Genomic DNA, 19,774 nt, shown 5'->3' on the forward strand with positions numbered 1-19,774 from the left:
ACTTTAAGTAAATATAGAATAGTTTTCCAAGGGCTTTTTTAAAGAAAAGTGTTAATTATATTAAGGATACAAATGAACTTGAAAAAGAATCTTATTTCAACTAAAATATAAATGTAACGAAGTACATAAAAATTTAAGGAGGATGTAAATGAAAGCGTTAATGGTAGATTATATGTCAGATGTAATTGACAAGGGACTTGAAGAAAGAGGTATTGAACTTGATAAAGTTATGCTTCCAACTTCTGAAAAATTAGCAGAAATTATTGAACCTTATGATTTCTTATTCATGAGAGTTGACCCATTCATCAACAAGGAAGTTCTTGATGCTGCTAAAAACTTAAAGGCAATTTTCGTTGGTTCAACAGGAACTAACCACATTGACCTTGAATATGCAAAGGAAAAAAATATTCCAGTTAAAAACTCTCCAGGACAAAATGCAAACGCAGTTGCTGAACTTGTTTTTGCAAAAATGTTAGACCTTTACAGAAACTCTGTACAAGCTCAAAACGAAGTTAAATCTGGAATTTGGAACAAATATAGATGGATTGGTAGAGAACTTAGAAATAAGACTCTAGGAATTTGTGGTTTTGGCGCAATTGGTAGAAGAGTTGGCGAAATAGCTAATGTATTCCACATGAGCGTTCTTGCTTATGACCCATTCTTAAAACCAGAAGACATCAAAGTTGACTATGCTAAACTTGTTGATTTCGATACTCTTGTAAAAGAATCTGACATCGTAACTCTTCACATGCCACTAACTCCTGACACTAAGGACTTATTTGCTAAAGAAGAATTTGAAAAGATGAAAGACGGAGCTTGCATAATAAATGCTGCTCGTGGCGGAATTGTTAACGAAGATGACCTATATGACTACATCAAAAATGGCAAACTAGGTGGAGCAAACTTAGATACACTTTCTAACGAACTTGGCTCTGGCGGACTTGACACTCAAGATGTTCCAGTAGAAAACAAATTATTTGAACTTGATAGACTTTATGTAACACCACACATTGGTGGATCAACTATCGACGCTCAAGACGACATTGGACATGTAATTCTTAAAAACTTTGACGAATTATTTCCAAACTGTAAATAATTAAATAAATTTTTAGGGCTGTTTGTTTTTAGTAAAATGAACAGCCTTTTACATAATATTTAAGCTTTAATAATACTTAAGCACTTAATAGGGGAGGATGAAATAAGATGAAAAAGCAAAAGTTTTTTAAATTTATTGAGTATCTCTTTTTTGCAATAACAACTTTTATGACAGGTGTCTTTTTGTATTATCTTTATGAAAGAAAGGAACTAGATTTTTTAAAGACTTTAATGCCATATTTTGGGATACTTGTTTTTGCATCCTTTATTAGTGCTGTAAAATACAAAAAGAAATAAAATAATTTTTTAAGGCTGCTCACAATGTGGGCAGTTTTTTTGCAGCCTTTATTCATTGTAATGACAATATATTTGTAATAAAATAATGAAAGAGATTAAGAGGAGGATGACATGAAGGACTATTACGCACCAATTATTTTATTATTAGCTTTTACTGGAGTAATTTTTTTATACAATTACTATGTGAAAATAAAAAATGAAAGAATTTTGCGAGTTGAAATAAGAAAAAACTTCGGCAATATTCACTCAAAAAAATTCAAGGGAAAAATCGACTGCATACATAAAAGACTTGGGGGAAATTTAAGTGAAATAACAGCAGCTGATTTAAATTTCGACAAAATCATCGAGAAGATGAACCATAACATGACAAGGATGGGTCTCGAGTATTTTTATTATAGGCTGAGAGATTTAATTTTAAATAAGGACAAAATCAAAAAGACTCAGAATAACATAAAGCTTTACGCTGATAGTGAAGACGAGCTTCTAGACATGCAGTTTCAACTGGGAAAGATTGGATTTTTCAAGGAAGATGTCCTAAATCTTATTGAAGAAGAAGTTAAAGTAGATAGAGAACTTGAGATTGCGGCGAAAATTTTTTCTTTCACTGCACTTTATATTATTCTTCTCTTTATTTTCTTAAGGGCCAAGGCAGTCCTATTTATCTTTGCTCTCCTTGGAGTCAACACTTTTATTTACAAAAAATTTAATGAAATAACTTTGGGGAAATTGGAAAGCCTAGTAAGGCTTAAAAGTATTTTATTTGTATCAGAAAGCTTGACGAAAAATAAAAACAAAGTCTTCACAGAAGAACTCCAAGAAGTGGAAAATATTTTAAGAGAACTTGGGCCCCTAAAGAAAACTTTAAAATCCTTTGGTTTTTTGACGGGCAATGCAGAGATGGACTTCGCTGAAACTTACAAGAATGTATTATTTTTATCAGAAGCCAGGAGTTTTTCCAAGGCACAAAAATATTTCAAAAAATATGGAGAAGAAATCTTTAGACTTTACTACTTGCTGGGAAAAATCGACTGCCAAATTGGAATTATTTCAATCACAAAGGCCTATGGCACAAACTTTGCAGACTTTGGAGAAAAAATTTCTGGCAAAAACTTATACACTCCACTCTTAAAGGACCCAGTAGCAAATGATTTAGATTTAGAAAAATCAATGATCCTTACAGGCTCAAATGCATCAGGAAAGTCAACTTATCTTAGGACAATTGGCATCAATGCAGTCTTTGCCTTAAGCTTTGGAATATTCTTTGGCGAAAAATTTGAGATAAAGCCAATGAAATTAAGATCAGCCATTGACATATCTGACTCAATAATGGAAAACCTATCCTATTTTATGGCAGAGTCCAAGGCAATAGGAGATATGATAGAAGATGGAGAAGAAAAAATAATTTTGCTTGACGAAATATTTAGGGGGACAAACACCATTGATAGAATAGCAGCAGCCACTGCAACTCTAAAATATTTGGCAAGGAATAACCATGTAGTGGCAGCAACACACGACATTGAACTTACAATTTTGTTAAAAGATTTATACAAAAATATGCACTTTGAAGAAAAAATAGAAGAGGGCGACATAAAATTCGACTACCTATTAAAGGAAGGACCAGCCACAAGCCGTAACGCCATTGCAATCTTAGACAACCTAAACTACCCAAGAGAAATAATAAGTGAAGCAAGAGCCCTTTCAAAGGACTTAGAAGAAAGATAAAAATATATAAATTCCACTGGACTTGTGCCAGTGGTTTTTTTGACAAAGCTTTTCATACTTTAATTGTTTTTTCTTATAATATATAATATTAGTAGGAATGAAATTTTTTATATAGATTGTGCATATAGATTGTGAGGGAAGTATGAGGATTTATTTTACAAGACATGGGGAGACTGAATGGAACAGGGCTGGAATTATTCAAGGGCAAGATGATTCGCCACTTACTGAAGAAGGCATTGAAATGGGTGTGATTCTTCGCGAAAAGTGTAAGGACATTCACTTTGATAGAGTTTATTCATCTGATCTTGGCCGTGCCTATGACACTGCAAAACTCATTTGTCCCAATAGAAAGATTATCAAGACTTCTCTTCTTCGTGAAATAGATGTGGGTTATTGGTCTGGCAAAAATATTAAGGATGTTAGAAGAAAGGACAGGTGGCTTCACAGTCTTTATTTTGACAATCCTCACAAATACAATAGAATTGATGGTGAAAGTCTCTACGACCTAAAGAGGCGAGTTGAGAAATTTTTTGAGTATGCTGTTTATCCTGAGCTTGACAAAAATATTTTAATTGTCACTCATGGAGTTACTATTGTTGCCATGTATTCTATTATGGAAAATGTGCCCATGGAAAATTTTTGGGTAAATAGGGTAAGGCGCAACGCCGAGTTTAACATTGCTGAATATCATGATGGCAAGTTTAAGATTATTAAAAAGGCTCCACAAAATCCTGTGGATTCTATTTGAGGTGATTAGATGAAAAATTATGATTTGATTATTATTGGTGCAGGGGCAGCTGGTTTAAGTGCTGCTATTTATGCTGGCAGGTCTCTTTTAAATACTCTTGTCATAGAGAAGTTTTCCTTTGGCGGAAGGGTTAACGACACGCCAAAAATTATCAACTATCCTGGCTTTAAGGAAATTTCGGGAAGAGATCTTATTAATGAGTTTAAAAAGCAAGCTGAAAATTTTAAGACTAATAATTTTATTTATGGTACTGTTTCTAAAATCGAAAAAGTTGATGATGGATTTAAGCTTACTACTGCAAGGCGAAAGGAATTTTTTTCTAAGGCAATTATTATTGCTACAGGAACTTATGCCAAGATGATAAATGTGCCTGGTGAAACGGAATTTGCTGGTCGTGGCGTGTCCTACTGCTCAACTTGTGATGCTGATTATTTTAAGGACAAGGACATACATATTTTAGGTTCAGGGGACCTTGCTTTAGAGGAAGCAGATTATCTCTCCAATTTTGCCAACTCCATTAACATGATTATTATTCACGATGAGGGAAATTTTGACGGAAATGAACTTGAAGTTGAGAGAATAAAAAAGAATCCAAAAGTTTCTTACACTTGGCACTCAAAACTCCAGGGAATTTATGGTGACGAAAGAGTTAACAGTCTTGATATTTTAAATTTATCTGACAAGAGAAGCACTAGGGTAACTTCTGATGGGATTTTTATCTTTGCTGGCATGAGTCCCAACTCCGACTTTGTTAAAGACCTTGTGGAAGTAGATAGTTTTGGCTTTATAAAAACTGATGACTGCATGAGGACATCTGTGGAAGGAATTTTTGCTGCAGGAGACATAAGAGAGAAGCCCCTTAGACAAATTGTCACAGCGGCAAATGATGGTGCAGTGGCAACAGTTTATGCAGAAAAGTACATTAGAAATAGAGGTGTATTATGAGAGTCTATCCAAGGGGAACTGTAGTCTACAATAGAGAAAAGGCCTACAATGGCATAAATTTAATTTCAACGGCAAAGGACGGTGCTCTTATAACAAAAATGGACGGCACAGAGCTCAAAAGGTATTCTGTAAACCCAATGCCTGCCAAGATGCTGCCAAACAAAAATATTATGAGTATTTCTTCCTTTAGGTCATCAGATTTTGGCGTCAGCGATGGTATTAAACTCATTGAGTTTGACAAGGAGGGCAAAATTCAATTTGACTTCGACAAGTTTAAGTTTACAGAGGACAGGGGCTACAGGCCAAAGTGGATGGCTAGGGCTCACTCTGACTTCCAAAGAGAGGGTAACTCTCTTGGCTACTATTATCCTGGTGAAAAAATTGTTGAAGGGGGCAAGACTCTCCTACTGGTTCACGATGCAATTAAGGACAGCAGAATTTCTGATAAGACTTTACTTGATGATGTGATTTTAGAAGTGGACGAAGAGGGAAATATTGTTTGGAAATTTTCCTTTAGCGAGCACTTTGACCAGCTGGGATTTTCTGAAGAGGCGAAAAATGTTCTCTACAGAAATCCAAACCTGAGAATGACAGAGAGGCCTCTTGGAAATTATTTAGATGTTACATCAATTTCAACAATTGGCGAAAACAAGTGGTATGACCAAGGAGATCCACGCTTTCACCCAGATAATATTTTATTTACGGCGAGAGCTGCCAATATTATTGGCATAATCGACAAAAAGAGGTCACGCATTTGCTACAAGCTGGGACCAAATTTTTCTGACTTCAAAAAGGTTGACCCTGTAGTTGGCTCTGCCTTTGCAAGTATTATTCCCAAGGGCTTAAAGGGCGAGGGAAATCTTTTAATTTTTGACAATGGCGGAAGATGTGGCTACGGTTCACCAACCCTAACATCTCCATCGGGTCTTCTTCCCTTCGTGAGAAATTATTCAAGAATTCTTGAAATAAATCCAGTGACTCTGTCAGTTAACTGGTCAGTGGATCCTAGGGATTTTGGTTTTTCTATTCCAATGAATGGCTACAAATTTTATTCGCCCTATGGTGGAAACCTTCAAAGACTTCCCAATGGCAACACCCTAATAACTCTTGCCACAGAAGGTCTTGTATTAGAGATTACTCACTCCAAGGAAATAGTTTGGCAGTGGACTTGCCCTTACAGGACTACTACGGAAAATCTTTTGAAAAACAATATGATCTACAGAGTTTATAGGTATCCTTACGATTATCTAGGCGTAGATGAAAGTGAAAATGAAATTGAAGAGATTGAAGATGCATCCTACTACAAGTTAAGGGGTGCAGGGAGCTTCAAATCTGTGGAGGTTACTAATGTAAATAGAAGTTCACTAAATAATGACATTGACCCACTTTCACAAGAGTCTGAGTCAGTAATTGACCTTGAAGAAAATAAAAAGGTAATTAAGAGAAATGAATCTGTAATAAAATATGTGACAGAAAATCACTTCGATGATACGATAAAAAATCAAAAGGCGGCTCTTGTCATCTTTGGTGCAGAGAGATGTTCTCACTGCGAGCCACTTATGGAAGTTATGCAAGTTCTTCTTGAAGAAGAATTTAGAGAAGTCTCTTGCTATTATATGGATTTGGACAAAAATAAGGACTTTGCAGAGAAAAATGAAATCTTTCAATTACCGCGAGTTTCCTTCTACAAGGATGGCGAAAAAGTTTACGAGTTCATTGGAGAAAAATCCTATGACGAAATTGCTGAATTAATTGAAAAATATATTTTAGGAATTTAAGAGCTGAAAGAAATTTTTCTTGAATTAAAAAAACTGAGGGCGACCTCAGTTTATTTTTTTGAATTTATTTATTTGTATGCCAAGATAAATTTATATAGCCTCTCTTATTTACTCCTGAATTAATTAAAAACCTATTTTTTACCATGCGAAGCATATACTTGTCGTCCTTGTAGGAGTCGGAGTAGGCAAGGGAATTTTCGTAGTCAATTTCATAGCCATCTCTTTTTAAAATTTCTTCAATATTTTTTACCTTGACATCCTTTTTGTTGTTGCCGCGACATAATTTATAGTCGTCGTCTAAGTCTGTTCCAATAATATAATCAAAAGAAAACAATTCGCCCACATAAATTAAATAATTTGTGGCAGAGGCAGAGCAGAGGATTTTTATGGTGTCCTCGTCATATGAAGAAAATCCATCTTCAAATTCCTTAAAGAAAAATTTTGGATAGAGATAGTTTGTCACAAAGTCTTGGAGGTCATCTTCTGTCAAATATTTTATAATAGAGACCATCTGATTTTTCATAATTTCAAAATCAGAATTTACCTTTGATTTTATGTAAGCCACAGCTAATTTCCAAAGATTTTTAAAAATATTTATTTTTTTATTTTTGTAGGCATATTTATAAAGCTCAACTATGGACTCGCAATTCACCACAGTTTTGTCAAAATCGTAGAGCGCAACTTTTCTTTTCAAAATCTCACCTCTCTAGAATTATATCAAATTCTCTTCTTTATAAAAAGCTCTTGTGATATACTAAAGTCGTGATATTTATGGGAATTATTATACATGTTGATATAGACGCCTTTTACGCATCAGTAGAAGAGCTTGACGATAGGAGCATAATAGGAAAGCCAGTAGTCGTAGGTGGCAGGTCCAATCATGGAGTTGTCACTACGGCTAATTATATTGCGAGAAATTATGGCATCCACTCTGCCATGCCCATGTATATGGCGAAAAATCTCTGTGACCATCTGATCATCAAGCCCATGAGAAGGGAAAGGTACCTAGAAAAGTCTCGGGAAGTTTTTGACGTATTAAAGAAATATACAAATAAAATCGAAAAAGTTTCCATTGATGAATCCTATCTCGACCTGACGGGACTTGGCTACGATGAAAGTATTGTCTATGATCTTCAAAAAGATGTCTATGAAAAAACAGGGCTAAGCGTTAGTGTAGGTCTTAGCTACAACAAATTTTTGGCAAAACTTTCAAGCGACTGGAATAAGCCAAGGGGAGTTATGATTATAAGAGAGTCCGACATGCCAGAGATTTTATTTCCCCTGGACATAAGAAAGATTCACGGCATTGGCAGCAAGTCTGAGAAAAAACTTAGAAATATTGGCATAAATAAGGTTGAGGACCTTTACAACCTGTCCTACGATTTTTTGGTGGACATGTTTAAAAAAAGTGGCGAAGAAATTTATTATAGAATCAGGGGCATTGACAAGAGAGAAGTGACGCCAAATGCTGTGAGGAAAAGTCTTGGCACAGAGTCAACCTTTGAAGCCACAAAAAATAAAGATAAGCTCATAAATTACTTAAAGGACTTTGCCAGAGAAGTGTCAGAAGATTTAATTATAAAGGAAATTTCTGGCTACACCTTGACTTTAAAGATGAAAAATGAAAATTTTAAGCTTAAGACCAGGTCCAGAACCTATGACGCAGCCATTTTTGAGGAAGAAGATATTTTTAATAAGAGCCTGGAAATATTTTTTGAGGCCTATGAGGGCGAAAAGCTAAGGCTCATTGGCATCACTGTTTCCAATTTAGTGGACTTAAATATTAGACAGCTTTCTTTTTTTAATAGGGGGAGAAATGGAGAAAATTAATTTTAAAAAATTATTTGAAGAAGATGAATATGTAAAGAGAAGCCATATTAAATTAGTTAAATTAGAGGGCGACAACTTAGTTTTAAAGATGAAGCCAGAGAAAAATCAGTTTAATGCCTATAACATTCTTCATGGAGCAGAAATTTTTGCATTGATGGACACAGCAGCAGGCTGCCTTTCCATTGCCATGGGCAGAAAGGGCGTGACCTTAGACTCTAGTGTGAACTTTATTTCCAGCGTAAAACTTGGAGAAGAAATTTACTCCACAACAAAGATAATTCACTCAGGCAAAAGCACAGAGATAATAGAAGTCTTGGCAAAGAAGGGCGACAAATTAGTTGCCAAGGGAAGCTTTACACTTTTTATTGTGGGCGAAATTGAAATTAGCGGAAAAAATTTTTAAAATAATTTTTACAGATAAAAAATTTTTTTAATTTCTTTTTAAAGTTTCTATGTTAAAATATTTGAAGAAAAAAGATAAAGGATTTTAATTAGAGATGAGAAATTTTTGGGATTTAGATTATGGCCAAGTTGGCTTTAAATTTTATGGAGCCTACCATTTTATATGGCTATTTATTATTTTTATATTTGGACTTTTCTTATATAAGCCCTGGAAAAAAAGTAAAAAATTTAGAAAAGTTATTGCCCTCCTGCCAATTAGCCTAGAAATTATTAGGCTTATAGCAGTTTTAATTGACGGGCATTACGACTCTTCCTACTTGCCCTTTCACCTCTGCCTAATCGGGTCGCAGTTTATGGCAGTGGATGCCTTCTATGACAGCAAAATTATTAAGTCATGTCTTTACTATTTATTTATGCCAGCTGCAATTTTAAGTCTTTTTACGCCAGGTTGGGACCAAGTAAATAAATATTCCTATGTGGCAATAATTTCTTGGATAATCCACGGGATAAATTCTTTTTATCCAATCTATATTGTGATTTCAAAGGAATACCTGCCAAAGCTAAGAGACATTATTTATCCAGTGATTTTTATTCTTGTTACACTTCCAATAATAAAAATACTAAATAAAAAGCTTAATGCAAATTATTATTTTATAGAGGAGCCCTATGAGGGATCCGCCCTTGCTACTATAAAAAATGTCTTTCCCAATTATATAGTTGGACTTTTTATAGTGACAGTATTTGTCATGGTCCTTACATTTTTTATTTACAAGTTAATAGTAAGTTTGAGAAAAAAATAAGACGAGGCTCTTTGACCTCGTCTCTTTTAATTTTCTGAAGCTATAATATTATAAGTTAGGGCAACTAAGACGCCACCAATAATATTTCCAATAGTTACAGGTATTAAATTTTTAAGAATTAGGGCAAAAGTAAAGTCTGGGTTTAACATTTTTGCCAATGCAAAGCAAGTCATATTTGCAACACTATGCTCGAAGCCAAGGCTTACAAAGGCAAGTATGCACCAAAAAATTAAAATCAATTTTGCTGAATCAGAAATTTTTCTTGAGCAAATTAAAACTGCAAGGCAGACTAAAATGTTACACATAATTCCCTTGAAAAGCAAAGAAATAAAGTCAAAGCTCGTCTTTCCAGTGACAAGTTTTAATAAAGCTTCGTTATACTCTGGGGAAACGCCAGTCATTTTAAATAAAAATGAAATTAAAACTGAGCCCAGAATATTTCCAAGATAGGAAAAAATTAAAATTTTTAAAAGCGTTCCAGTGTCAATTTTTTTATTAAGCCTTCCCACACTTGTCACAAGGACATTTCCTGTGAAGAGCTCTCCACCTGCAAAGACCACAAAGGATAGGGCAAGGGAGAAGACAAAGCCGTTAATAAATTTTACGACAGGGATGGGCAGTGGAGAAAAGACACTTGCTGATAGAGTCATTATGAGCATGCCCACGCCAATAAAAAATCCTGCAAGTATGGAAGCAACCATGTACCTAAAGAAAGAGCCTTCAAGTAAATTTTTCTTCGTATTTGCAGAATTTGTAAGTCCACTTATTATATCTTTATACATATTGCACCTCTTTTTTTATTCCACTAAACATTATACCAAAAAGAGGTGGTTTTTCAATTGGTGAAAGCATCTTTATCTTGGTCTAGCTTAAATTTTTTTGAATCAAGAGCTGTAACTATTATTTGTACAAGAGGCATGAGGAGATTAAAGAACAAAAATGGTAAGTAGTGGACAGTGGAAACTCCAAGGACTGATGTCATATAAGCACCACAAGTGTTCCAAGGAATCATAGCTGATGTAACTGTTCCACCTGATTCAAGCGTTGAGGACAAAAGTTTTGGATCTAGATTTCTATCTCTATATTCATTTTTAAACATTCTGCCTGGGACAACTATGGAGATGTACTGCTCAGGCATAGTTGCATTTGTGAAAAAGCAAGTGAGAATTGTGGCAGCGACAAGACCAACAGTGGACTTTACCTTGCCAAGGAATTTTTTTACGATTGCTTCAAGTATTCCAGTCTCTTCTGCAATTCCACCAAACATCATGGCAATAATAGTAAGAGAAATGGAAGACATCATGTTGTTAAGTCCGCCAGTAGTTAAAAGTTTATCCACTGACTCAACGCCAGTTTCTGATACAAAACCATTTAGGGCAGCAGATAATATGTCGCCAAAATTTACTTTTTGATAAATTGGTCCCATAATGGCAGCTGCAATTATGCCAAGGCTTATGCCAGGCACTGCAGGAACTTTTTTTGCAATAGAAAGTATTACAATAAGTGGCGGAATCAAAAGAACTGGAGAAATATTAAAATTATTTTTTAAGCCTTCAGTAATAATAGTTACGCTAGACAAGTCTGCAGAGCTTCCCCTGTATTTCATTGAGAAAAATCCAAAGATGAGTAGGGTCAAGACATAAGTAATAATTGTAGGTTTTAACATTGCCTTGATGTGAGTGAAGACATCAGTGCCTGCCATTGCCGGTGCAAGGTTTGTTGTATCAGATAGGGGACTCATCTTGTCGCCAAAGTAAGCGCCAGATAAAACTGCCCCTGCTGTTATTGGTGCAGGTATGCCAAGACCACTTGCTATGCCCATAAGGGCAATACCCATAGTGCCAGCAGTACCCCAACTTGTTCCCGTAGCAAGAGAAGTTATTGAAGTGATTAAAACTGTTGCCACAAGAAAAATTGATGGTTTTAAAATCATAAGTCCGTAGTAAATCATAGTTGGCACAACGCCAGCTAAAATCCAAACGCCAATTAAAACTCCAATGATGGCGAGAATTATTATGGACTGCATGGCTTGTGAAATTCCCTTTATCATTGAGTTCTCAATAAATTTCCAGGAGTAGCCAATTTTTAGGGCGACAAGGGAAGCTATTAAGACCCCGATTAGCATAGGGATATGGGGACTTTCACCGTACTTAATAATACTTATGAACATAATTAAAACTAGAGAGAGAAAGGTAAAAAGAGCTTCAGAAAAATTTGCCTTTCTTATTTCTCTGTCATATTTTTTTATATTATTTTTATTCATTTAACACCTCGTGAATAAATAGAAAAATTTAACATATTATATCATTAAAAGAGTGATAATAAAAGTTTTAGTTGTTTATTAAAGATGTTATACTATAAGGGAATGGAGGAAGTTATGGAATTAAAAAATACAATTCGCGCAATTAAAGATTATCCAAAGGAAGGAGTCATCTTTAGAGACATTACTACTCTCTTAAAGAACAAGGATGCCTTCAAAAAAGCTGTAGACCAAATGGCAGAAAAAATTGATGAGGATGTAGACAAGATAATTGGCATTGAAGCAAGGGGATTTATTTTTGCCTCAGCCCTTGCCTATAAACTTAACAAGGGCTTTGTTCCAGTGAGAAAACCAGGCAAGCTTCCTTGTGATAAGGAAAGAGAATCCTATGAGCTTGAATATGGCGAAGACTCAATTGAAATTCATAGGGATGCCATAGAGCCTGGCGAAAAAGTTGTAATAGTAGACGACCTTCTTGCCACTGGTGGCACTGCCAAGGCCTCTGTAAATCTTGTGGAAAAGCTAGAAGGAAAAGTTTCCTCTTTAATTTTCTTAGTGGAACTAGAAGATTTAAAGGGACGAGAAATGTTAAAAGGCACAAGGGTAGAATCAATTATAAAATATTAAGAAATAAAAATTTCTTATCTCTATTAAAGAGATTTAAAAATTTTATGAATTAGTATTATATTTTTTCTTGTTTTAAAAGATTTTATATTATAAAATCAATAAATGAATAAATAAACTTATGGGAGCAATTTGCTGAGAGGAGTTAAGACTCGACCATCTTACCTGCTAGGATAATGCCTTGGCAGGGAAAAGTAAGATTACTCCTATAATTTTATAGGAGGTTTTTTTATATGAAATATGCTACTCAAATGGAAGCAGCAAAACATGGTTTTGTCACAGAAGAGATGAAAATTGTGGCAAAAAAGGAAAATGTATCTTGCCAGTATCTCCTGGAGAAAATGGCTTGTGGCGAAATTGTCATTCCAAAAAACAAAAATCACAAATCAATTTCACCTGAAGGCATTGGCACAGGACTTAGGACCAAGATAAATGTAAACTTAGGAATTTCCAAGGACTTAAATGACATTGACATGGAAATGGAAAAAGTTGACATGGCACTAAAAATGGGTGCAGAAGCCATAATGGATTTATCAAATTATGGCAAGACTCAAGAATTTAGGAAAAAATTAATTGAAAAATCTACAGCCATGATAGGCACAGTGCCCATGTATGATGCAGTGGGATTTTTGGACAAGGGACTTTCTTACATAAAGGCAAAGGAATTTTTAGATGTAGTTAGAAATCATGCCGAAAATGGAGTGGACTTTGTGACAATTCACGCAGGCATAAATAGAGCAAATGCTGAAATATTTATGAGGAATAGGCGTGTAAATGAAATTGTATCTCGTGGTGGCTCTCTACTCTTTGGTTGGATGATGATGAATGACAGAGAAAATCCCTTTTACCAATATTATGATGAGCTCTTAGATATTTTAAGAGAATATGATGTGACTCTTTCTCTTGGAGATTCTCTGAGACCTGGTGGCATTCATGATGCCACAGACCCTGCACAAATTTCAGAACTTATTACACTTGGCGAGCTTACAAAGAGAGCTTGGGAGAAGGATGTGCAAGTAATTATTGAAGGGCCTGGTCATGTACCAATTGGTGATATTGAAATGAATGTCAAACTTCAAAAGAAACTTTGTCACAAGGCACCTTTCTATGTCTTGGGACCTCTTGTTACAGATGTGGCACCTGGTTATGACCATATTACATCGGCAATTGGCGGTGCAATTGCAGCAGCTCATGGTGCAGATTTCTTGTGTTATGTAACGCCTGCTGAACATTTGAGACTCCCAAATGTAGAAGATGTTCGCGAAGGAATTGTAGCTTGCAAAATTGCAGCTCATGCAGGTGACATTAATAAATTAAAGGACGCAAGAAATTGGGATTTAGAAATGAGCAAGAGACGCCAAAAAATTGACTGGGAAGGAATGTTTGACCTTGCTCTTGATAAGGTTAAACCAAGAAAGTACAGAGATTCATCCATGCCTGAAGAAGAAAATACCTGCACAATGTGCGGCTCAATGTGCTCTGCAAAAAATATGAATTTAATACTTGAAGGCAAAGATATTAAAATAGAAGCTTAATCTAAGTGAACTAATATTAAAAATTAAATAAATTTAGTTCAGTGTAAAAATTTAATTAAATAAAAAAGGGAGCTTGTTGACAGGCTGAGAGGAAATTGTTAATTTCGACCGTTACCTGATTTGGATAATGCCAACGTAGGGAATAGTTTTAGTTTTTATGTCAGCACTCTCTAGGAGGTAAATATGAAATCTAATACTAAGAAGTTAACTGTGGCAGCTCTTTTTGTTGCCCTTGGCGTTGTTTTTTCCTTTGTAAATTTTCCAGTGGGACTATCAAAGTGTTATCCAATTCAGCACATGGTAAATGTACTTTCTGCAGTAATATTGGGACCTCTCTATTCAGTCCTTGTTGCCTTTTGCATTTCACTTATTAGAAATTTATCAGGCACAGGTTCTTTAATGGCCTTTCCTGGTTCAATGGTTGGTGCCTTTTTAGCGGGCATCTTATATTACAAGACAAGAAAGCTTTCCCTTGCCTTTTTGGGTGAAGTTTTTGGAACAGGAGTTATAGGTGCCCTATTAGCTTATCCAGTTGCCAAGTTTATACTTGGAAAGGAAATGGCATTTTTTGGACTAATTATTCCTTTTTCTGTAAGTACCCTTGGCGGTTCAATAATAGCTACAATAATTATTTTGAGCCTTAAAAAGACAGGTCTTAATGATTATCTTAATTTAGAAGGAAATAAACATGGAAATTAAAAAGATTTTAAGCATAGCTGGGTCTGACTCTAGCGGTGGCGCAGGTATCCAAGCCGACTTAAAAACCATAACTTCTTATAAGTTTTATGGCATGACTGCCATTACAGCAATAACTGCACAAAATACTATGGGAGTTCAAGCATCCTCACCTATAAGTGAGGAAATGCTTAAGGGTCAGCTTTTGTCAATTTGCCAAGATATTATGCCCCATGCTGTAAAAATTGGCATGGTGGCAAGTCCAGGACAAGTAGAAATTATATCAGAAGTAGCTGAAAAATATTTTAAGGATCTGCCCATAGTTTTAGACCCAGTTATTACATCAACTAGCGGCTTTACTCTTGTGCCTGATGAGACACTTGAGAAGATGAAGGAAATTTTATTTAAGAAGGCAACTTTAATCACCCCGAATCTCATTGAAGCTGGGATTATTTACGGCAAAAAAATTGAAAGCCTTGAAGAGATGAAGGAAGTAGCAGAATTTTTATATAACAAATATAAAGTAGCCTTTCTAATAAAGGGAGGTCATCTAAAAGACTCAAAGGATGATGTGCTTTGTGGAAGAGATGGGCTCTTTGTAATAGAGGGAAAAAACATAGACAACAAAAATACCCATGGCACAGGTTGCACCCTATCCAGTGCTCTAGCTTGTGAACTTGCAAAGGGAAAAAGTCTTTATGATGCACTTGTAGCTGCAAAAAAATATTTAAGTGGTGCCATAGCTTATGGATTTGATATAGGAAGGGGCAGGGGACCCCTATATCACATGTATAATTTGAGTGATAAAAATGAAAATTAAGGCAAATTTAAAAAATCTAAGGGACAAGTCTCCCTTAGTACATATTATTTCAAATAGTGTTACAAGAGCTAGACTTGCTGACTTAGTTTTATCTCTTGGGGCAAGCCCAATGATGGCAGAGTATTCCAAGGAAGTTGCTGAAATTACAAAAAAATCTTCTGCCCTGCTCTTGAATATGGGAATGTTAAATGAAGATAAAATTGAAGCAATTAAAATTTCTGCAAAAGTTGCAGAGAAAAATAATATTCCTCTGGTCTTTGACCCAGTTGGAGTTGCTTCTAGTAGCCTAAGAAAAGACTTGGCAAAAGACCTTATCAGTAATTTTAAATTTAATGTCATAAGAGGAAATTTTAATGAAATTAATTACTTGGCAAGGGGCAAGACCTTTACTGGCGTGGATTCAAAAGATGATAATTTATCTCTAGAAGATTTTATAGATATTGCCTTAGAACTCCAAGAAAAAAGTAAAGCTACAGTTGTAGTTAGCGGCAAATATGAAGTGATAGTAAACTCTCATTTATTGATTTCAATTCCTGGTGGCGATGAAAATTTAAAAAAAATCACTGGCTTAGGAGACATGGAATCTGCCATGATAACTTCTCTTTTGGCTGCACCCATGTCAAATTTAAAAGCCTGTGCTCTTGCTGCAATATTTTTAAGGCAGCTTGGTAAAAATGTCATAAGAGATAAGGGAGTAAATGCCCAAGATATTATAAGTAAAATGCAAGGCATAGATGAAATAAGTGGAGAGATTGAAATTTTATCTCCTTCAACTAAATTTATTAAGCCAATTTTATATGGGATTTCTGAAGGCGATGATTTATGGAAAATAAAAAATGCAGTTAAGGCTGGAATGAGAATTTATCAGCTTAGAGACAAGTTTGCAGATGAAGATGTACTTGGAGAAAAAATCTTAAATATAAAAAGTGAAATTGATGGTAAGTGCCTTTTTATCTTAAATGACAACTTAAAGCTTGCGAAAAAATATGGCACTGCACTTCATCTTGGTCAAGAGGATGAAAAAATTTCTCGGGCAAGAGAAGTCTTGGGAAGAGATGAAATAATTGGTGCAACGGCAAAAACTGTAAAGCTTGGCATTGAGGCAGAAAATATGGGAGCATCTTATATTGGGACGGGAGCTTTTTTTGAAACAGAAACCAAGAAAGATGCCTCAAGGATTACACTAGAAAGCTTTAAAGAAATTAGAGAGGCTCTCTTAATTCCAGTCTTTCCCATAGGAGGAATAAGTAAGGATAAGTTAGACTTTTTCATGGGGCTAGACTTAGATGGTCTTTGCATGTCAAGAGCCATCTTTTCAGTGAGGGAAGATGAAGTAGAAAAAAATGTGAGAGAAATAATAGATAAATTAAAAAATTTATAATATAAAAAAATCTGCTAGAATTTAATTTTTAGCAGATTTATATTTTTTAGCCAGCAGAATTAGATCTTGCTTTAGCAGTGTCCTTAATATTATTTAGGCAAAGGGTAAGGGCAAGGAGGGCTTCTCTATAATTATCGTCGTGAACTGTTAGCCTATAAGTGTCAGTCATGGCAAATAAAGTTTTTTCAATTTCGCCAATTAAGTCAGAGCCCTTATAAATGTCAAAATTCATGTCCCAAAAACTGCCTTGCAAATTTAAAATCTCGCCATCATAGTCTACGTCAATTTTTCTTTTTAAAAGGCTAAGTTTTGATTCAACTCTCATATATCTTCCGTCAGTAAAATTTACATTAAATTTTTGAAAGAGACTGAGAATTTCTTTGTCAATGTCAAGGATGGTATTTTTATTTGCATCAGAAAGACTTGACTTATAGCCTAAAAAAGTAAAGTCTTGGTCCACATAGTAGGCAGGATTTTCATCGTCGTCTAATATAGGGTAGTGGTCTGTAATTTTAAAAAATTTTTCCTTGAAATAATAATTTTTCATTCTGCACCTCTTTATAAGTAAATTATACCATGAGGTCACGACTTTTATTAATTGTAAAAAAAGAATGAGGGCATAAAAAAGCCCCACAGTTTCCTGTAGGGCAATTTAAGATTATTTATTAGTCGATATTAAGTGAATCAACAGCATTATCAATTAGTTCATCTTTTACAAGATAAGGAATTGTAATGTGTCCGTATTCGCTGTCTTCGTTAAATTCTTTAGTTACTTCGATAGCGTGATCATTTCTAGCCCAGTTACGTCTAGCAACACCACTCATAACGTCCCAAGTAAGTGAAAGTTTGATGATTTCGTCAACCATTTCAGATCCGTCAAGTACTAGACCAAATCCACCGTTGATTGATTTACCAATACCAACTCCACCACCGTTGTGAAGAGCAACAAGAGACATACCTCTTGCACAGTTACCTGCGAAACATTGAGTAGCCATGTCAGCCATTACATTAGAACCGTCTTTGATGTTAGAAGTTTCTCTAAATGGAGAGTCTGTACCAGATACATCGTGGTGGTCACGACCCATCATAACAGGACCAATCTTTCCTTCTCTAACAAGTTCGTTGAATTTAAGAGCAATGTCAACTCTACCCTTAGCATCTTGGTAAAGAATTCTTGCTTGAGTTCCAACTACTAATTGGTTCTTTTCAGCGTCTCTGATCCAGATATAGTTATCCATATCTTGGTATCTTCTGTCTTTATCTATACATTCCATTGCAGCGTGGTCAGTTGCAATTAAGTCTTCGTGTTTACCACTTAGGCAAACCCATCTGAATGGTCCATATCCATAGTCAAATAGAAGTGGTCCCATGATGTCTTCTACATAAGAAGGCCAAATGAATCCGTCTTTGTCGTCTTTACCGTTCTTAGAAACTTCTTTAACTCCAGCATCGTAAATAGCCTTTAAGAAAGAGTTACCATAGTCGAAGAAGTAAGTTCCCTTAGCAGTAAGGTTCTTAATAACTTCAAAGTGTTCTCTAAGAGTTTTGTCAACTAATTCATGGAATTTCTTGATGTCAGTTCTTAATAGTTCAGTTCTTTCTTCGAAAGTGATTCCTACTGGACAGTATCCGCCATTGTATGCATTGTGGCAAGAAGTTTGGTCAGAAAGTAGGTCAATGTGAACATCGTTCTTGTCCATGTAGTGAAGAAGATCAACAATGTTTCCGTGGAAAGCAATTGAAAGAGCTTCTTTCTTTGCAAGAGCGTCTTGAGCAAGTTTAACTGCTTCTTCAGGAGTTTCAGCAAGTTTCTTAATCCATCCTTGTTCAAGTCTAGTTTCAATTCTTGAAATATCAACTTCAGCAATAATAGAAACAGCGCCTGCGATGTCTCCAGCCTTACCTTGAGCACCAGACATTCCACCAAGTCCTGATGAAACGAATAATTTTCCAGCTAAGTTATCTTTTTCGCTAAGACCAAGTTTTAATCTACCAGCGTTAAGAATAGTGTTGTAAGTTCCGTGAACAATACCTTGTGGTCCAATGTACATCCAACCACCAGCAGTCATTTGTCCGTAGTTAGCAACTCCCATTTCTTCTGCGATTTCCCAGTCTTCAAGGTTATCGTATTCACCAACCATAAGTCCGTTAGTGATAATAACTCTTGGAGAATTTTTTCTTGACTTAAATAGTCCAAGTGGGTGACCAGATTCCATTACAAGAGTTTCGTCATCGTGCATGATTTCAAGATATTGTTTGATTAAGTTGTATTGCATCCAGTCGTGACAAACTGAACCAGTTTCTCCATAAGTAACAAGTTCATATGGATAAAGAGCAACTTCAAAGTCTAAGTTGTTGTCAATCATTACTTGGAAAGCTTTTCCAGCTAAGCAATTTCCTTTGTATTCATCAATTGGTTTACCGTAAATTCTTCCTTCTGGTCTGAATCTGTATCCGTAGATTCTTCCTCTAGTTGTAAGTTCTTCTAAAAATTCAGGAATTAATTCTTCATGATATTCTTCTGGGATATATCTTAGAGCATTTCTAAGGGCAACCTTAGTTTGGTCCTTTGAAAGTCTAAATCCTCTATCAGGAGCTCTTCTAATTCCTTGTTCAAAAGATTTTTTTTCTGGTAAGTTTTTGATTTGTACCTTCATAATCTTTTGAACATCTGCGTTATGATTATTAATCACTTTTATCAACCTCCATTTACTGTCCATTATAAATTAAAATATTTAAAAAGTAAATACAAAGGGAAATTAATTTCCTAAAAATTTAAAAAAATTTTAAAATTTCATATAAAAAGTGAAAATCTTGCGATTATTGCTGTTATCAGCAATAATGGACTATCTGTTGATTTCT

At 35.2% G+C, this 19,774-nt stretch carries 18 protein-coding genes and 2 riboswitches; of the genes, 13 read left to right on the forward strand and 5 right to left on the reverse strand.

What is annotated here, in order from left to right; all coding sequences use genetic code 11:
• Positions 1 to 148: 148 nt before the first annotated feature.
• The 5 genes from Q0U74_RS00790 to Q0U74_RS00810 all read left to right on the forward strand — a co-directional run bounded on the left by Q0U74_RS00790 (position 149) and on the right by Q0U74_RS00810 (position 6,585).
• Complete coding sequence (locus Q0U74_RS00790) at positions 149 to 1,096, forward strand: D-2-hydroxyacid dehydrogenase (protein WP_297391991.1); 948 nt, start codon at positions 149 to 151, stop codon at positions 1,094 to 1,096.
• Between the two features lie 407 nt (positions 1,097 to 1,503).
• Positions 1,504 to 3,114, forward strand: a complete 1,611-nt coding sequence (locus tag Q0U74_RS00795) for a MutS-related protein (RefSeq protein ID WP_297391993.1) — start codon at positions 1,504 to 1,506, stop codon at positions 3,112 to 3,114.
• 142 nt (positions 3,115 to 3,256) lie between these two features.
• The gene (locus Q0U74_RS00800; RefSeq protein WP_297391995.1) at positions 3,257 to 3,862 is read left to right on the forward strand and encodes a histidine phosphatase family protein; all 606 of its coding nucleotides are present in this window, start codon (positions 3,257 to 3,259) and stop codon (positions 3,860 to 3,862) included.
• Between the two features lie 9 nt (positions 3,863 to 3,871).
• On the forward strand, positions 3,872 to 4,807 hold the full coding sequence (locus Q0U74_RS00805) for an FAD-dependent oxidoreductase (RefSeq protein ID WP_297391997.1): 936 nt from the start codon (positions 3,872 to 3,874) through the stop codon (positions 4,805 to 4,807).
• Complete coding sequence (locus Q0U74_RS00810; protein WP_297391999.1) at positions 4,804 to 6,585, forward strand: thioredoxin domain-containing protein; 1,782 nt, start codon at positions 4,804 to 4,806, stop codon at positions 6,583 to 6,585. The genes Q0U74_RS00805 and Q0U74_RS00810 overlap by 4 nt, the downstream gene beginning before the upstream one ends.
• Before the next feature lie 64 nt (positions 6,586 to 6,649).
• Here Q0U74_RS00810 and Q0U74_RS00815 read toward each other — a convergent pair whose 3' ends face one another.
• Positions 6,650 to 7,279: an HAD family phosphatase gene (locus Q0U74_RS00815; protein ID WP_297392001.1), complete on the reverse strand. Its 630-nt coding sequence runs from the start codon at positions 7,277 to 7,279 to the stop codon at positions 6,650 to 6,652.
• A gap of 77 nt (positions 7,280 to 7,356) precedes the next feature.
• Here Q0U74_RS00815 and Q0U74_RS00820 point away from each other — a divergent pair, with 77 nt between their 5' ends.
• The 3 genes from Q0U74_RS00820 to Q0U74_RS00830 all read left to right on the forward strand — a co-directional run bounded on the left by Q0U74_RS00820 (position 7,357) and on the right by Q0U74_RS00830 (position 9,617).
• Entirely contained in the window at positions 7,357 to 8,415 is a 1,059-nt protein-coding gene (locus tag Q0U74_RS00820; protein ID WP_297392003.1) for a DNA polymerase IV, read from the forward strand.
• Entirely contained in the window at positions 8,402 to 8,818 is a 417-nt protein-coding gene (locus Q0U74_RS00825; RefSeq protein WP_297392005.1) for a PaaI family thioesterase, read from the forward strand. The genes Q0U74_RS00820 and Q0U74_RS00825 overlap by 14 nt, the downstream gene beginning before the upstream one ends.
• 94 nt (positions 8,819 to 8,912) lie before the next feature.
• Complete coding sequence (locus Q0U74_RS00830) at positions 8,913 to 9,617, forward strand: YwaF family protein (protein ID WP_297392007.1); 705 nt, start codon at positions 8,913 to 8,915, stop codon at positions 9,615 to 9,617.
• A 26-nt stretch (positions 9,618 to 9,643) separates the two neighbouring features.
• On the opposite strand, the gene Q0U74_RS00835 is transcribed toward Q0U74_RS00830, so the two are convergent.
• On the reverse strand, positions 9,644 to 10,399 hold the full coding sequence (locus tag Q0U74_RS00835; RefSeq protein WP_297392009.1) for a formate/nitrite transporter family protein: 756 nt from the start codon (positions 10,397 to 10,399) through the stop codon (positions 9,644 to 9,646).
• Between the two features lie 53 nt (positions 10,400 to 10,452).
• A complete protein-coding gene (nhaC, locus tag Q0U74_RS00840) occupies positions 10,453 to 11,880 on the reverse strand; it encodes a Na+/H+ antiporter NhaC (protein WP_297392011.1) in 1,428 nt (475 codons plus the stop codon).
• Positions 11,881 to 11,994: 114 nt separating this feature from the next.
• On the opposite strand from nhaC, the gene Q0U74_RS00845 reads away from it, so the two are divergent.
• The 5 genes from Q0U74_RS00845 (at position 11,995) to Q0U74_RS00865 (ending at position 16,912) form a co-directional block, all read left to right on the forward strand.
• Positions 11,995 to 12,504, forward strand: a complete 510-nt coding sequence (locus Q0U74_RS00845; protein WP_297392013.1) for an adenine phosphoribosyltransferase — start codon at positions 11,995 to 11,997, stop codon at positions 12,502 to 12,504.
• A gap of 108 nt (positions 12,505 to 12,612) precedes the next feature.
• Positions 12,613 to 12,710: riboswitch (TPP riboswitch) on the forward strand.
• Positions 12,711 to 12,734: 24 nt separating this feature from the next.
• Positions 12,735 to 14,036 carry a phosphomethylpyrimidine synthase ThiC gene (gene thiC / locus Q0U74_RS00850; RefSeq protein ID WP_297392015.1) on the forward strand — a complete coding sequence of 434 codons (1,302 nt, stop codon included), beginning with the start codon at positions 12,735 to 12,737 and terminating at the stop codon, positions 14,034 to 14,036.
• Positions 14,037 to 14,091: 55 nt separating this feature from the next.
• Positions 14,092 to 14,196: riboswitch (TPP riboswitch) on the forward strand.
• Between the two features lie 23 nt (positions 14,197 to 14,219).
• Positions 14,220 to 14,735, forward strand: coding sequence for an energy coupling factor transporter S component ThiW (gene thiW / locus Q0U74_RS00855; RefSeq protein ID WP_297392017.1), 516 nt, complete (start codon positions 14,220 to 14,222; stop codon positions 14,733 to 14,735).
• Complete coding sequence (gene thiD, locus Q0U74_RS00860; protein WP_297392019.1) at positions 14,725 to 15,531, forward strand: bifunctional hydroxymethylpyrimidine kinase/phosphomethylpyrimidine kinase; 807 nt, start codon at positions 14,725 to 14,727, stop codon at positions 15,529 to 15,531. Before thiW ends, thiD begins: the two co-directional genes overlap by 11 nt.
• A complete protein-coding gene (locus Q0U74_RS00865) occupies positions 15,521 to 16,912 on the forward strand; it encodes a hydroxyethylthiazole kinase (protein WP_297392021.1) in 1,392 nt (463 codons plus the stop codon). The genes thiD and Q0U74_RS00865 overlap by 11 nt, the downstream gene beginning before the upstream one ends.
• A gap of 46 nt (positions 16,913 to 16,958) precedes the next feature.
• On the opposite strand, the gene Q0U74_RS00870 is transcribed toward Q0U74_RS00865, so the two are convergent.
• Both Q0U74_RS00870 and Q0U74_RS00875 read right to left on the reverse strand, forming a co-directional pair.
• Complete coding sequence (locus Q0U74_RS00870; protein ID WP_297392023.1) at positions 16,959 to 17,459, reverse strand: LURP-one-related/scramblase family protein; 501 nt, start codon at positions 17,457 to 17,459, stop codon at positions 16,959 to 16,961.
• A 118-nt stretch (positions 17,460 to 17,577) separates the two neighbouring features.
• Complete coding sequence (locus Q0U74_RS00875; RefSeq protein WP_297392025.1) at positions 17,578 to 19,605, reverse strand: urocanate hydratase; 2,028 nt, start codon at positions 19,603 to 19,605, stop codon at positions 17,578 to 17,580.
• Between the last annotated feature and the right edge of the window lie 169 nt (positions 19,606 to 19,774).

This window comes from uncultured Peptoniphilus sp., from assembly GCF_946998875.1.
Classification (GTDB): domain Bacteria; phylum Bacillota; class Clostridia; order Tissierellales; family Peptoniphilaceae; genus Peptoniphilus_A.